Origin of the sequence: Pseudomonas sp. 21, from assembly GCF_000955805.1 — a bacterium.
Classification (GTDB): domain Bacteria; phylum Pseudomonadota; class Gammaproteobacteria; order Pseudomonadales; family Pseudomonadaceae; genus Pseudomonas.
In genome coordinates this window covers 87,912-101,978 of sequence record NZ_JYOA01000010.1, presented here as the reverse complement: position 1 = coordinate 101,978, position 14,067 = coordinate 87,912, and the positions used below count along the sequence as shown (strand labels likewise).

The window sequence follows — 14,067 nt, the reverse complement described above, 5'->3', positions numbered from 1 at the left end:
TTTTGACCCTTTGCAGGGTTCTGCCCGGTGACCTCGGTTGCTAGAGTCGGGCGGCTCGCGCAGGGAGCGGCTGGAAAGGCGGCCAGCCCCGGTGCCATCGACGATGGCGCAGGGATTTCCCGAGGGAACGCGAGCGCGTTATCCACAAGAACAAATGCCCCGAGAACGCCCATGACCAGCTTTTGCGTCACCCTGCAGCAAACACCCTCATTCCTCGCGCGTCGTCATCGCTGCGGCTGAGCCGCAAGCCGATGACTTCAGGACGGCCACCGAACGCCGCCCGCCCGCAAGACAACAACAATCGCGAGGATTCCCCCATGGCCAGCCAACACAGCGCCAGCACAGCTCACACCCAACAGGGCACCCCGGCCAACGCCGACGCCCGCCTGAAACGCGTCCTGGGCCTGCCCGCCCTGGTCTTCTTCGGCCTGGTCTACATGGTCCCGCTGACCATGTTCACCACCTACGGCGTGGTCACCGAAATGACTGGCGGCCGCACCGCCACCGCCTACCTGATCACCCTGCTGGCGATGCTGTTCACCGCCGCGTCCTACAGCTTCATGGTGCGCAAGTATCCGATCTCCGGTTCTGCGTACTCCTACACCAGCCTGAGCTTCGGCCCGGTAGTCGGCTTCCTGTCCGGCTGGTCGCTGCTGCTCGACTACCTGTTCCTGCCGATGATCAACTACCTGCTCATCGGCCTGTTCATGAACATCGCCTTCCCGGAAATCCCGGCCTGGATGTTCGTGGTCGCCTCCATTGCCCTGGTGACCGTGCTCAACGTGGTCGGCATCAGCCAGGTCGCCGGCATGAGCAACGTCATCGTCGGCGCGCAGCTGGTGTTCATCGTGGTGTTCGTGATCATGTCGATCAAGACCCTGGCCGGCGGCGCGGCGATCGACTTCAGCCTGCCCTTCGTCGGTGACGGCACCCAGCCAGGGTTCGCCCCGCTGATGGCCGGCGCCGCGGTGCTGTGCCTGTCGTTCCTGGGCTTCGACGCCGTATCCACCATGGCCGAGGAAACCCGCGACGCCCGCCGCGACATCCCCCGCGCGATCATCATCACCACCGTCATCGCCGGCCTGATGTTCACCCTGCTGGCGATCATCAGCCAGCTGGTGTTCCCCGGCAGCGTGTTCCAGAACGCCGACTCGGCAGCCAACGAAGTGATGCTCAAGGCCGGCGGCCAGTTCCTCGGCAACTTCTTCACCTCCGCCTACATCGCCGGCTGCATCGGCTCGGCGCTGGCGTCCCAGGCCTCGGTATCGCGCATCATCTTCACCATGGGCCGTGACGGCATCCTGCCGCGCAGCCTGTTCGGCACCCTGCACGCACGCTTCCAGACCCCGGTGGTGGCGATCCTGGTGGTCTCGGCAGTGTCCCTGCTGGCGGTCGTGCTGGACCTGACCACCCTCGCCTCGATGATCAGCTTCGGCGCGCTGGTGGCCTTCTCCGTGGTCAACCTGGCGGTGATCCGCACCTACCTGGGCGTGGAGCGCCGTCGCGGCGCGAAGAACGTCCTGCTGTACGGCGCCATCCCGTTCATCGGCCTGTGCCTGACCCTGTGGCTGTGGACCAGCCTCTCGCAGCTGACGCTGGTCGTCGGCCTGAGCTGGTTCGCGGTCGGCTTCGCTTACCTGGCGGTGCATACCGGCGGCTTCCGTCGCAAGGCACCGAGTGTGAACTTCGAGGAAAACGCCTGACGGCAGAGCTATCCAGAACCCAACGGGCGCCCGGAGGCGCCCTCAGGAGCGCGTGATGTTGACGATCTATACCGACGACCATCGCTTGCACCACGGTCAGCACGAGCTGATCGGCGGCCAGTTCACCCCCTGCTTCGAAAAGCCCAGCCGCGCCGACATGGTGCTGGACCGGGCCAAGGCGGTGAAGCTGGGCGACATCCAGGCCCCGCGCGACTTCGGCCTGGACCCCATCCTGAGGGTGCACAGCGAAGGCTTCGTGCGGTTTCTACAACACGCCTGGCGTGACTGGCTGGCCACCGGCCGCACCCACGACATGCTGCCGATCTGCTGGCCGACCCGCCGCCTGCGGCAGAAGGAACCGGACAGCATCGACGGGCGCCTGGGCTACTACAGCCTGGACGCCGGCGCGCCGATCACCGCCGGCACCTGGCAGGCGGTGCTCAGCTCGGTGAACGTGGCGATGACCGGCCAGGCCGAACTGGCCAAGGGCGCGCGCTCGGTGTTCTCGCTGTGCCGTCCGCCGGGTCACCACGCCTCGGCGGACTTCATGGGCGGCTACTGCTTCTTCAACAACGCCGCCATCGCCGCCCAGTCGATCCTCGACCAGGGCGCCAACCGCGTGGCCATCCTCGACGTCGACTACCACCACGGCAACGGCACCCAGGACATCTTCTACGACCGCGCCGACGTGCTGTTCACCTCGATCCACGGCGACCCGCGCTTCGAGTATCCCTACTTCCTCGGCTACGCCGACGAGAAGGGCCAGGGCGTGGGCGAAGGCTTCAACTTCAACTACCCGCTGGCCTCGGGCAGCGACTGGTCGGTGTGGAGCCTGGCGCTGCAGGCGGCGATCCGGCAGATCTCGGCGTACAAGCCGGACGTGCTGATCGTGTCGCTGGGCGTGGACACCTACAAGGAAGACCCGATCTCCCAGTTCAAGCTGGACAGCCCGGACTACCTGCGCATGGGCGAAGCCATCGGCAAGCTGGGCCTGCCGACCCTGTTCGTGATGGAGGGGGGGTATGCGGTGGAAGAGATCGGCATCAACGCGATCAACGTGCTGCAGGGCTTCGAAAGCATCGGTTAAGGGCAGTTTGTAGGAGCGAGCTTGCTCGCGAACGGTGGCAACCCGCTGGATAACCCGGCGTTTGCCAGGAGATGTTCGCGAGCAAGCTCGCTCCTACAGAAAAGCCAAAAAGCAAAAAAGCCGCGCCGGGGATGGGGTTCCCGGCGCGGCTTTTTTTCGAGCGTGGATTACTGGAGGATTTCCACGCGGTCCACGTCGATGTCGGTGGGCTTCTGCTTGTGGTGATCGACTTCACCGGTCAGGCGCACCTTGGTGTTCTCGGAGACCGAAGTACCCGCCGGCCAGTCCTCGTTGTCGATCTCGACCTGGATGCTGCCGGTGGCGTCCTTGAACTCGTAGTGCTCGCTGCTGATGCGCTTGGTGATGGTGCCTTCGAGTACGACCTTGGTGTCGTCGGCAGCGGCCTGGGCCTGCTTCACCGTGGTGATCTGGCCAGCGCTGGCAGCGGCGGGCTGGGCATCGCTGCCCGGGCCGGTATAGCCGCCAGCGGCGAAAGTGACGGTGGAGAACAGGCCAACGGCGGCGATCAGCGGGAGGTGAGTCAGTTTCATGGAAGTGCCTCCTGGGGCGTTTTCGATGGGTTCAGCTTAGGACCAATGACTGAAATCAGCCTGAATCCGGACTTAACCCAACCTTAAAGCCGCCGAAGCCCCTTTCCCCGACCCAGGTCAATCCACCTTGTCCGCCTGCGCCTCGCGCTTGAACACGTAGAACAGGTCCGGCTCGCTGACCATGTAGATGGTGCCCTGCTCGTCGATGGCCACGCCCTCGGCGCGCGGAATGCGGTCGTCCAGGCCGTTGAGCCCGCCGAGCAGGCTGATGAAGCTGATCGGTTCGCCCTTCTCGTCCAGCTCCAGCAGCAGGTGTGACTCCGCCGACAACACCAGGGTATGGCCGGTGCGCGGGTCGATGCTCAGCGCCGAGACGTTGGTCATCAACAGGTCGCTGGGCATCGGCTGCAGCGCACCGCTCAGGCTGGCCCCGCCATCGCTGGCGAGGCTGAACAGCGCCAGCGGGTCACGTTCCTGTCCCAGCACCAGGCGATGCTGGCGGGGATCCCAGGCGATGCCCTCGATGCCCTTGTTCTTCTTGCCGCGCGGACCGAGATCGAAGCTGGACAGCTTCGCGGTGCTCAGCTCGCGGGTCTGCGGGTCGACGTGGAAGATGGTCAACGAATTCTGGCGCTCGTCGGTCACGGCGATATTGCCGTTCTCCAGCACCGCCACGCCCTCGGGGTTCGACATGCCCAGCAGCGGGATCACCCGCAGTACGTCACCGGTGAGCGACAGCTCGGCCAGCAGCGGCTTCTTGCCGGTCACGGTGAACAAGGTGCGAGTCACCGGGTTGTAGGCCAGGTCGGAGGTCTCCTGCCCCTCGATACCCCCCTTGAGCGGCTTGGCCTGGATCACCGCCCGGTAACCGGGCAACCAGATGCTTTCCGAGCGCGCCTGGGCGCTGGTGTCCTGTTCGCGCAGCCAGAGGCGCGCGCGGTCATCCCAGTGGAAGCGGGACGTCAGGTAGCCGAGCACCACCAGGATGAACAGCAGGGCCAGCAGCAGCCAGCGAGGACGAAGGATGGACATGGTCATGACGACTCTTGTTGGTCAGCACGGCAAGGTGCCCCGCAACAAGCGAAGGCCGCACAAACGGCGGCCTTCGGCGGGACAACGAAGTTAAAGCACGCGGCTTTCGAATCGACTGGCGCCGGGAAGTTCCAGCACCACGTCGCTGCCGCTCTTGAGCGGGCCGACGCCGACCGGGGTGCCGGTGGAGACCACGTCGCCCGGCTGCAGCGAGAAGTGCCCGCAGATGTGCTGGATCAGCGGCACGATGGGGTTGAGCATGTCGCGGCTGTTGCCGTCCTGGCGGACTTCGCCGTCGATCACCAGGCGGATGCCGATGTCGGTCGGGTCCGGGAAGTGGTCCGCGCTGACGAAGGGCGCCAGCACGAAGGCGCCGTCGAAGGACTTGGCCAGCTCCCACGGCAGGCCCTTTTCCTTCAGCTTGGCCTGCACGTCACGCAGGGTCAGGTCCAGCGCCGGGGCGTAGCCGGAAATGGCGTCCAGCACTTCCTCGGCGCTCGGCTTGCGCGACAGCGGCTTGCCGATCAGCACGGCGATTTCCGCCTCGTAGTGCACCGAGCCACGGTCTTCCGGGATGGCGAAGCCACCGGCCTGCGACACGGTGCAGGAACCGGGCTTGATGAACAGCAGCGGCTCGGTCGGCACCGGGTTGTTCAGCTCCTTGGCGTGCTCCGCGTAGTTGCGGCCGACGCAGACCACCTTGCCCAGGGTGAAATGGATCGGGGTGCCATCGACGTACTGATGCTGGTAACTCATGACCGACTCCTGAACGCATGGAAGAGATGATCCGCACGGGGCTCGTGATCCCGCGCAGTTGCCCGCATCCTGCCGGCGCACGCGCCACTTCCCGTGGCGCTGACGTGCGAAGGGCCGGCCCCTCTATCCGAAGAGCCGGCCCTTCCAGATATGCTGCGACTTACTCGGCGAAGATCTTGCCGGGGTTCATGATCCCGTTCGGGTCGAACACCGCCTTGACCGCCTTCATGTAGCCGATTTCAGCCTCGGAGCGAGAGTAACCCAGGTAATCGCGCTTGGTCATGCCCACGCCGTGCTCGGCGGAGATCGAGCCGTTGTACTTCTGCACGGTCTCGAACACCCACTTGTTGACGGTCGCGCACTTGGCGAAGAACTCGTCCTTGCTCAGGTTCTCGGGCTTGAGGATATTCAGGTGCAGGTTGCCGTCGCCGATGTGGCCGAACCACACGACTTCAAAGTCGGGGTAGTTGGCTTCGACGATGGTGTCGATGTCCTTGAGGAAGGCCGGGACCTTGCTGACGGTGACCGAGATGTCGTTCTTGTACGGCGTCCAGTGGGAGATGGTCTCGGAGATGTACTCGCGCAGCTTCCACAGGTTCTGCAGCTGCTGCTCGCTCTGGCTCATCACGCCGTCCAGCACCCAGCCCTGCTCTACACAATGTTCGAAAGTCGCCAGCGCCTCGTTGGCCACTTCCTCGGTGGTCGCCTCGAATTCCAGCAGCGCGTAGAACGGGCAGTCGGTCTCGAAGGCCGGCGGCACGTCGCCACGGGCCATGATCTTGGCCAGGGCCTTGTCGGAGAAGAACTCGAAGGCGGTCAGGTCCAGCTTGCTCTGGAAGGCATGCAGCACCGGCATGATCGAATCGAAGTCCGGGGTGCCGAGGACCATCGCGGTGAGGTTCTTCGGCTGGCGCTCCAGGCGCATGGTGGCCTCGACCACGAAGCCCAGGGTGCCTTCGGCGCCGATGAACAGCTGGCGCAGGTCGTAGCCGGTGGCGTTCTTGATCAGGTCCTTGTTCAGCTCCAGCAGGTCGCCCTTGCCGGTGACGACCTTCATGCCGGCTACCCAGTTGCGGGTCATGCCGTAGCGAATGACCTTGATCCCGCCGGCATTGGTGCCGATGTTGCCGCCGATCTGGCTGGAACCCGACGAGGCGAAGTCCACCGGGTAATAGAGGCCGTGCTCTTCGGCGAAGGTCTGCAGCTGCTTGGTGATCACGCCCGGCTGGCAAACCGCGGTGCGGTCGAATTCGTTGAATTCGACGATCTTGTTCATGTAGTCGAAGGCCACGACCACTTCGCCATTGGCCGCGACGGCAGCGGCGGAGAGCCCGGTGCGGCCACCGGAGGGAACCAGCGCGACCTTGTGCTCATTGGCCCAGCGGACGATGGCCTGGACCTGCTCGGTGCTCTTGGGGAAGGCGATCGCCAGGGGTGCCGGGGCGAAATGCTTGGTCCAATCCTTGCCGTAGGTGTCGAGGGAATCGGCGTCTGTCAGCAGCTTCCCGGCATCCAGCAGGGGCTTGAGCGATTCGATCAGGGCGTCGCGGGTCATTGGAGGAACTCTCAAATGGTTCATGGTCGTCCTGAGAACAGCTCAGGTCGCAACCGGGCAAGGAAAAGGGAGAACATGCTAGCATACGCACCCCACGCAGATCGCCACCTGGCGCCAAGCTTGGCACCGGCCGGTCCGGCCTGAGCTGTTCAATTTCTCGCCACATCCCGGGACTACAGGTTCAAAGCAGATGAGCAAGACTTCTCTCGACAAGAGCAAGATCAAATTCCTTCTCCTTGAAGGCGTGCACCAGAACGCCGTCGACACCCTCAAGGCGGCCGGCTACTCCAACATCGAGTACCTCAAGACCGCACTGTCCGGTGACGAGCTGAAGGAAAAGATTGCCGATGCCCACTTCATCGGTATCCGCTCCCGCACCCAGCTGACCGAAGAAGTCTTCGACGCGGCCAAGAAACTGATCGCGGTGGGTTGCTTCTGCATCGGTACCAACCAGGTCGACCTGAATGCGGCCCGCGAGCGCGGCATCGCCGTGTTCAACGCGCCCTACTCCAACACCCGCTCGGTCGCCGAACTGGTGCTGGCCGAAGCCATCCTGCTGCTGCGCGGCATTCCGGAGAAGAACGCCTCCTGCCACCGCGGCGGCTGGATCAAGTCCGCAGCCAACTCCTTCGAGATCCGCGGCAAGAAGCTGGGCATCGTCGGCTACGGCTCGATCGGCACCCAGCTCTCGGTCCTGGCCGAGGCGCTGGGCATGCAGGTGTTCTTCTACGACACCGTGACCAAGCTGCCGCTGGGTAACGCCCAGCAGGTCGGCAACCTGCACGAGCTGCTCGGCATGTCCGACATCGTCTCGCTGCACGTGCCGGAACTGCCGTCCACCCAGTGGATGATCGGCGAGAAGGAAATCCGCGCCATCAAGAAAGGCGGCATCCTGATCAACGCCGCCCGTGGCACCGTGGTCGAGCTGGACCACCTGGCCGCCGCGATCAAGGACGAGCACCTGATCGGCGCCGCCATCGACGTGTTCCCGGTCGAGCCCAAGTCCAACGACGACGAGTTCGAAAGCCCGCTGCGTGGCCTGGATCGCGTGATCCTGACCCCGCACATCGGCGGCTCCACCGCCGAAGCCCAGGCCAACATCGGCCTGGAAGTGGCCGAGAAGCTGGTCAAGTACAGCGACAACGGTACCTCGGTATCTTCCGTCAACTTCCCGGAAGTGGCCCTGCCGTCGCACCCGGGCAAGCACCGCCTGCTGCACATCCACGAGAACATCCCGGGTGTGATGAGCGAGATCAACAAGGTGTTCGCGGACAACGGCATCAACATTTCCGGCCAGTACCTGCAGACCAACGACAAGGTCGGCTACGTGGTGATCGACGTCGACGCCGAGTACTCGGACCTGGCGCTGGAGAAACTGCAGCACGTCAACGGCACCATCCGCAGCCGCGTTCTGTTCTAAGCGCTGATTGCGGTAAAGAAAAAGGAGGCCTTCGGGCCTCCTTTTTTGTGTCTGACTCCGGCGCGTCGAACCGTGTGGGAGCGGACTCTGTCCGCGATTGGCGTCCGGCGCGATGTGGCGCGATGCGATGCGATGCGATGCGATGCGAAACCTATCGCGGACGAAGTCCGCTCCCACGCATATGCCAGCCCGGCATCAATCAGCCATCACTTCACAGTGACGGTGATCTGCTGCGACTCCACCGGCGGGTCGAACGGCACGTGGTTCTTGTCGCCCACCAGCAGTTGCAGGGTGTGCTTGCCCGGCGGCAGGGTCACCTGGGTCTCGGTCTGGCCCTTGCCGAAGTGTTTGATCTGGTCGGTCATCGGCAGCGGCATATTCATCGCCGGCTGCTCCTTGAGGTCGATCAGCAGGTGGTGGTGGCCGGTGGCCGGCGAGTCCACGCCAGCGGGCGCAACGCCCATGCCCTTGAGGCCGAATTTGACGGTGAAGGTCTTGTCCACCGTGGCACCGTCGGCCGGCTCGATGAAGTACACCTTCGCGCCTTCCGGAGCCGGGGTACGCGGGATATCGGCGGCAACGGCAGAGGTGCCGGCGAGCAGCGCGGCAAGGCCCAGGCAAGGCAGCAGGGTTCTCATGTTCTTCTCCTTCTACATGGAAATCGAAAGGCGAAGGACCCGCTCAGGCCGGCCCCGCCTCACGCATGGAACGCACAAGCATAGGCGCCAGGGCGCGAGGCTCAAGCAAAATAGTGCATCTTCGAGTGACGGCGAGCGCTCTAGCCCCCGGCTTCCAGCCCGGCCAGACAGACGGCGGCGGCATCCAGCTCTTCCTCGCTGAACACCAGCACGCCCATGCGTTTGAGGGCGGCAGCGGTGACACCTTCACCAGCGACCTTCTGGCCGCTGAAGCTGCCATCGTAGTTCTCGCGGTTGCCGCAGGAAGGGCTGCGCGCCTTGAGCACCGCCAGGCGGATGTCGTGGCGGCGCACCAGCGCCATGGCTTCCTCGGCGCCGAGCAGGAAGGCGTCGCTGACGTCTTCGCCCTCCACCGTCATCACCGGACGGGCGCGCTCCAGCACCGCCATGCCCTGGCCACCAGGAATCTCCGCCGGGGCGCGGGGCGTCGGCAGGCCACCGGCGACTTCCGGGCACAGCGCCACCACCCGCCCCTGGTCGAGCCAGCGCGATAGCAGGTCGAACGGCCCGTGCGCGCCGCCGTCGTAGCGGACGCGATGGCCAAGCAGGCAGCGGCTGACGAGAACCTTCTGCATAGGCGAATCACTCCCTTTTGGAAGGGGACAGACTAGCCGCTCGCCGTTTGCCGGTCACGCCGGGTAACGCAACTTTCATCGGCGCGTCTGTCGCAACAGGTTTCCGGCCCGCCGAAAGTCGGGTCCTTGAGCGGCGCGCCGATCGTCGGCACAGCGGTGAAACACAACCTTCGACGGGAACAGCCGCCCGGCACTGGCTGCCCGGCAAGCCGCCGCCCAGACTCGCGCATCGGCCAATCGCCATGGAGCCTCCCTCATGCCGCGTCTCTTGCTCTGCACCGCCACCCTCGCCGCGCTGTCCTATCTGCCGCTGGCCTTCGCCGAACTCCAGGCACTGGACAACGAGCACCTGGGCGCCGTCACCGGCCAGGACGGCATCAGCATCCGCGCCGACGTGCTCGCGCACATGGACAGCGTGGCGTGGAACGACGACGGAGGCAGCGTCTCGCTACGCAATGTGTTCATCGACAACGGATGCGTGAGTGCCGGCGATTGCCCCGACGGGCGTGGCGGCAGCCTGCCTTACGGCCCCGCGCAGCTGGGCCTGAGCCTGCCGATCTTCGGTGTCGAGCAGCCGACCCTGCAGGTAGACGTGGTGCAGGGCGCCGGCGGCCAGCAGCAACTGGCGCTGACCCTGCCCGACCTGACCACCATCAACCAGCAGCTCAATGCCAGCGGACTGCCGTCGCAGACCATCCGCCTGCGCGTGGCCGGCGATCTCTACGTGGGCGGCGGCAAGCTGGGGAGCATCGAAGTGCGCGACATCCAGGACATCAGCGGCACCCTGAAGATCTGGGGCCACTGACGCCCCCGGCGTTCAGCGCGGGGCGTCGCCGCGACGGCGGAACCAGCCGGTGAGCGACAGACGCTCGTGGGTGGCCGGCAGCACCTCGTGGGGGAACTCGCCGGAGAGGAACACCACCAGCCGGCCGGCCAGCGGCGGCAAGTCCAGTGTCCGTTCGTCGGGGAGGTACATGCGCAATTCGCCGCCCTGCGTCACCGCCCAGTCGCGGTTGAGGTAGAACACGGCGGAAAGGGTGCGGCGGTCATCGTCGCGGAAGCGGTCCAGGTGCTTCTGGTAGAACGCCCCGGGCGGATAGAGCGCGAAGTGTCCCTCGAAGTCTTCCAGGCCCAGGTACAGCGAACGATTGATCTGTTGGCGCAGCGCGTCCAGCGCCCCCAGGTAAAGGTCGCAGGCCTCCGACTGGCCGGGCTCGAGCCACTGGATGCGGTCACCGCGAATGCCTTCGCGCACCGCCTGCCCCTCACCTCGGCCGATGGCGGCGGAGGCCAGCTTGCCGGCCGCATCGCGAGCACGGCATTCCGTCGCCAGTCGGGCGATCAGGGCGTCGGGAAGGAAGGCGTCCTGCTGCGACCAGCCCTTGTCGGCGAGGTCGTCAACGATGCGTTGCAGGAGGGGGCCTTGCATGAATGGAGAAGGGGGGTCGAAATGCATGGCGTATTGTAACGTCTGGCGCCAGTGTCTCGACAAGCAGGGCAAGCCTTGCCGACAATAGCCCCCGGCGAGCGATCCCTGCCGCCCAAAAGGAGTTGCAATGCGCGTACTGCTGGCCCTCACCCTTCTTGTACTGGGCATGCCTGCCCTGGCCGACGACTACCAGCGCCTGTACCAGGCCGCGGGCTGGCCGGAACAGCGAGCGCACTTCAATGACGCCCTGCACGCCGCGCAGAAGCGCTACCAGGGCAACCTGCCGCCGGCGCTGTACCAGACGCTGGTGGACAACAGCAACCAGCGCTTCGCCCCCGCCGACATCGACCAGCGCGCCCTCAACGGCCTGCGCCAGAACCTGCCGGACAGCACCGCGGCGGTGAACTTCTTCGAATCCCCGCTGGGCCGCAAGGTCGCCGGCGCCGAAACCCTGGCCACCCGCAGCGACCAGTTGCAGAAGTACGCCAATGGCCTGCCGCGCCAGCAGGCCAGCGATGCGCGCAAGCAGATCGTCCATCGCCTGAGCCAGATTTTGCCGGCCCGCGAAGCCGGCGCCGAAGTCAGCCTGGCGCTGGCCAGCGTGGCCGCCGACAGCCTCAGCCAGATGCTCCCCGGCCTGCTCGGTGGTGGCACCACCCAGGGCATGCTCGAAGGCCAGCGGCAGAAGCTGATGAGCCAGATCGGCGCCGATCTCGACAACACCCTGCTGTATGTCTATCGCGGCCTGAGCGATGCCGAGCTGGGGCAGTTCGCCGATTTCAGCGAGTCGCCGGCCGGCCGCAATTACTACCGCGCCGCCCTGGCCGCCCTTAAGGCAGGATTATCGGTTTCTTCCAGCGGGCAGTGATCGGAAAAGACCTACCGCGCTTGAGGACCACTCCGAGGAACGCCCCTCCTAGAATGGCACCCGCTGTACAGAGGGTGGCGCCTGAGGATCATGGCGCAAGGAGTGTAGGGACACACCCTCGACCACAGCGGCCCCTTCCCCGCATCATCCCCGCTATGCCATTCGCTCACTGAGAAAATCGAAGTAACGCCTGCGTAGCGTTTCGCTCTCGTTCGCCAGGTGGTGTCGCGCTCCAGTGAGCAGCAGGCACTCGATCTTCTCGAACTTGTCCTCCAGCACCTTCAGGTTGTAGCGCCAGTCCACCGTCTCGTCGGCGTCGCCCTGCACCACCAGCAGGCTCTGCGCGCCGTGGCCGGCCGCCTCGATGCGCGGAATCCAGCGCGCCAGCGCGCCGACCCAGGCCGTGGGCAGGATCTTCGGCTGCAGCGGATCGCGGTCGCGCAGGAAGGAAAGGAATTCGGCGTCATTGGAGTTCTCGCTGAAGCGTCGCGGAATCGAATCCACGAACGGCCGCAGCAGCTGGTAGCTGAACTTCGACCAGCCCCAGGCCCGTGGTCGCACCAGCGGCGCCAGCAGGATAGTGCGGCCCAGTTCCGGGCGCGGCGCACCGGTGAGCAGGTAGTCCAGCAGAATCGCCCCGCCGGTGCTCTGCCCACAGAGATGCCAGGGTTGCGGCAGGTCCAATTCCTGGGCCTGGCCCAGCAGGGCGCCCAACACCACCTGGTATTCGGCGAAGTCGCCGATGCTGGCGGCGGCGCCACCCGACAGGCCGTGGCCCGGCAGGTCGCAGGCCAGCACCGCGAAGCCCATGCCCAGCGCCCAGTCGATCACGTGGCGGTACAGGCCCATATGGTCGTAGTAGCCGTGCAGCAGGACGACGGTTCCCCGCGCCAGCACCGGTCGCCAGTACTGCGCGGCGATCTGGTAGCCGCCGGCCTCGAAGGTGCCCAGCCGGCTCTGCAGGCCGGGGTGACGGGCGTGCAGGTCCAAGCCGTAGAAATGCTGATACAGCGCGATGCCGACCTCGTTCGCCTCTGCGGTCAGAGGTCGCAGCAGAGTGCGCAGCAGATCGGGCTGGAAGGCTTCAGGCATGGGCGTTTCGCTTCTGACAGGCGGGTGGAGAAAGGAGCGCGTGCAGCAGCGGGATATTCTGCCGCGCTCGCCCCCGTGGCAAGCTTGTCGGCTATCTTACCGACTCTGTCACTGGTCGCCGCCATGTCCACACGCCGAAAATCGCTGCTCACCTGGCTGATCGCCGCGCTCTGCCTGGGCGCGCTGCTCGCCACCTACTGGTGGTACGAAAACCGCTTCATCCGCCCGTTCAGCCAACAGCCGCAGCTGTTTTCCGGCGACCACCTGATGCTGCCCGCGCAACTGGCCGGCCCCGGCAAGATCCGCCTGGTGCACTTCTGGGACCCGGCCTGCCCGTGCAACGTCGGCAACCAGCAGCACCTCGCCGAGCTGATCCAGCGCTTCGGCCCGCAGGGCGTTGAGTTCTTCGCCGTGCAGAAACCCGGCAGCCGCGGCCACCTGCCCGACACGCTGAACGCCATGCGCGCGCTGGACTCATTGCCCGGCGCCGAGCAACTGCCCGCCAGCCCCGCCGTGGCCATCTGGGATGCCCAGGGCAAGCTGGCCTACTTCGGCCCCTACAGCGAAGGTGCGGTGTGCACCTCGGGCAACAGCTTCATCGAGCCGATCCTCGATGCCCTGGTGGGCGGCCGCCAGGTCCACGCGACCCACACCCTGGCGGTGGGCTGCTATTGCCCCTGGGATGGCGCAAAGCACTGAGCCGCATCAACGAAGACGATGGCCAATCCGTGACTACACTTGGATCGCCGGCCCATGAAGGGCCGCTCGCTACCAAGGAGCTTTTCGCATGCGTCTTCCTTCCGCCCTCGCCTTCTGCGCCGTTCTCTCCACCGGGCTTGTGCTGCCCCTGGCCGCCCACGCCGAAGATGCCCCCAACAGCAAACAGGTGATGGAGCAACACAAGCAGGCCATCAACAACCGCATCGCCGACATCGACTACAAGCGCAAGCGCATCGTCGAAGCCAACATGAAGCTCACCCCGCAGGAAACCGAGAAGTTCTGGCCGATCTACAACAGCTACCGCACCGAGGCGGACAAGCTGAGCAAGCAGACCCTGGCGATCATCATCGACTACGCCAACAGCTATAACACCGGCTCGGTCAGCAACGACGACGCGGCGAAGCTGCAGAAGCAGGTGCTGGAGCTGCAGGACGACCGTCAGGAGCTGAAGGAGAAGTACCTCAAGCGCATCGCCAAGGAAGTCTCGCCGCAGCGCGCCCTGCGCTTCCTGCAGGTCGAAGACCAGCTCGACGCCATGGCGCTGCTGGAAGTCAGCCGCGAAATCCCGCTGGCCGAGTAAT

15 protein-coding genes are annotated in these 14,067 nt (G+C 65.4%); 7 read left to right on the top strand and 8 right to left on the bottom strand.

Annotated features, from left to right (window positions below; translation table 11 throughout):
* Positions 1-317 precede the first annotated feature (317 nt).
* Both UB43_RS22440 and UB43_RS22435 read left to right on the top strand, forming a co-directional pair.
* Entirely contained in the window at positions 318-1,703 is a 1,386-nt protein-coding gene (locus tag UB43_RS22440; protein WP_045215582.1) for an APC family permease, read from the top strand.
* A gap of 55 nt (positions 1,704-1,758) precedes the next feature.
* Positions 1,759-2,790 (top strand): histone deacetylase family protein, encoded by a 1,032-nt coding sequence (locus tag UB43_RS22435; RefSeq protein ID WP_045215578.1) that lies wholly within the window; start codon positions 1,759-1,761, stop codon positions 2,788-2,790.
* A gap of 167 nt (positions 2,791-2,957) precedes the next feature.
* Here the strand turns inward: UB43_RS22435 and UB43_RS22430 are convergent, their stop codons facing one another.
* From UB43_RS22430 to UB43_RS22415, 4 genes are all read right to left on the bottom strand, one after another.
* Positions 2,958-3,341: a NirD/YgiW/YdeI family stress tolerance protein gene (locus tag UB43_RS22430; RefSeq protein ID WP_045215576.1), complete on the bottom strand. Its 384-nt coding sequence runs from the start codon at positions 3,339-3,341 to the stop codon at positions 2,958-2,960.
* 117 nt (positions 3,342-3,458) lie between these two features.
* Positions 3,459-4,379 carry an SdiA-regulated domain-containing protein gene (locus UB43_RS22425; protein WP_045215573.1) on the bottom strand — a complete coding sequence of 307 codons (921 nt, stop codon included), beginning with the start codon at positions 4,377-4,379 and terminating at the stop codon, positions 3,459-3,461.
* An 84-nt stretch (positions 4,380-4,463) separates the two neighbouring features.
* Complete coding sequence (locus UB43_RS22420) at positions 4,464-5,129, bottom strand: fumarylacetoacetate hydrolase family protein (RefSeq protein ID WP_045215570.1); 666 nt, start codon at positions 5,127-5,129, stop codon at positions 4,464-4,466.
* Between the two features lie 160 nt (positions 5,130-5,289).
* Positions 5,290-6,684 carry an FAD-binding oxidoreductase gene (locus UB43_RS22415; RefSeq protein WP_024762157.1) on the bottom strand — a complete coding sequence of 465 codons (1,395 nt, stop codon included), beginning with the start codon at positions 6,682-6,684 and terminating at the stop codon, positions 5,290-5,292.
* 190 nt (positions 6,685-6,874) lie between these two features.
* On the opposite strand from UB43_RS22415, the gene serA reads away from it, so the two are divergent.
* A complete protein-coding gene (gene serA, locus UB43_RS22410) occupies positions 6,875-8,104 on the top strand; it encodes a phosphoglycerate dehydrogenase (protein WP_045215566.1) in 1,230 nt (409 codons plus the stop codon).
* Between the two features lie 206 nt (positions 8,105-8,310).
* On the opposite strand, the gene UB43_RS22405 is transcribed toward serA, so the two are convergent.
* The gene (locus UB43_RS22405; RefSeq protein WP_045215563.1) at positions 8,311-8,742 is read right to left on the bottom strand and encodes a DUF4399 domain-containing protein; all 432 of its coding nucleotides are present in this window, start codon (positions 8,740-8,742) and stop codon (positions 8,311-8,313) included.
* 140 nt (positions 8,743-8,882) lie between these two features.
* Positions 8,883-9,377, bottom strand: a complete 495-nt coding sequence (locus UB43_RS22400) for a DUF523 domain-containing protein (RefSeq protein ID WP_045215561.1) — start codon at positions 9,375-9,377, stop codon at positions 8,883-8,885.
* 256 nt (positions 9,378-9,633) lie between these two features.
* Here UB43_RS22400 and UB43_RS22395 point away from each other — a divergent pair, with 256 nt between their 5' ends.
* Entirely contained in the window at positions 9,634-10,182 is a 549-nt protein-coding gene (locus UB43_RS22395) for a DUF6160 family protein (protein WP_045215558.1), read from the top strand.
* Positions 10,183-10,194: 12 nt separating this feature from the next.
* Here the strand turns inward: UB43_RS22395 and UB43_RS22390 are convergent, their stop codons facing one another.
* On the bottom strand, positions 10,195-10,806 hold the full coding sequence (locus UB43_RS22390) for a 2OG-Fe(II) oxygenase (RefSeq protein WP_156160476.1): 612 nt from the start codon (positions 10,804-10,806) through the stop codon (positions 10,195-10,197).
* A 127-nt stretch (positions 10,807-10,933) separates the two neighbouring features.
* Here UB43_RS22390 and UB43_RS22385 point away from each other — a divergent pair, with 127 nt between their 5' ends.
* Complete coding sequence (locus UB43_RS22385) at positions 10,934-11,674, top strand: hypothetical protein (protein WP_045215554.1); 741 nt, start codon at positions 10,934-10,936, stop codon at positions 11,672-11,674.
* A gap of 153 nt (positions 11,675-11,827) precedes the next feature.
* Here the strand turns inward: UB43_RS22385 and UB43_RS22380 are convergent, their stop codons facing one another.
* Positions 11,828-12,766: an alpha/beta hydrolase gene (locus tag UB43_RS22380; RefSeq protein WP_045215552.1), complete on the bottom strand. Its 939-nt coding sequence runs from the start codon at positions 12,764-12,766 to the stop codon at positions 11,828-11,830.
* A 123-nt stretch (positions 12,767-12,889) separates the two neighbouring features.
* On the opposite strand from UB43_RS22380, the gene UB43_RS22375 reads away from it, so the two are divergent.
* Both UB43_RS22375 and UB43_RS22370 read left to right on the top strand, forming a co-directional pair.
* Positions 12,890-13,465 carry a DUF6436 domain-containing protein gene (locus UB43_RS22375; RefSeq protein ID WP_045215550.1) on the top strand — a complete coding sequence of 192 codons (576 nt, stop codon included), beginning with the start codon at positions 12,890-12,892 and terminating at the stop codon, positions 13,463-13,465.
* Between the two features lie 88 nt (positions 13,466-13,553).
* Positions 13,554-14,066 (top strand): transcriptional regulator, encoded by a 513-nt coding sequence (locus UB43_RS22370; protein ID WP_045215548.1) that lies wholly within the window; start codon positions 13,554-13,556, stop codon positions 14,064-14,066.
* The last annotated feature ends 1 nt before the right edge of the window (position 14,067 follow it).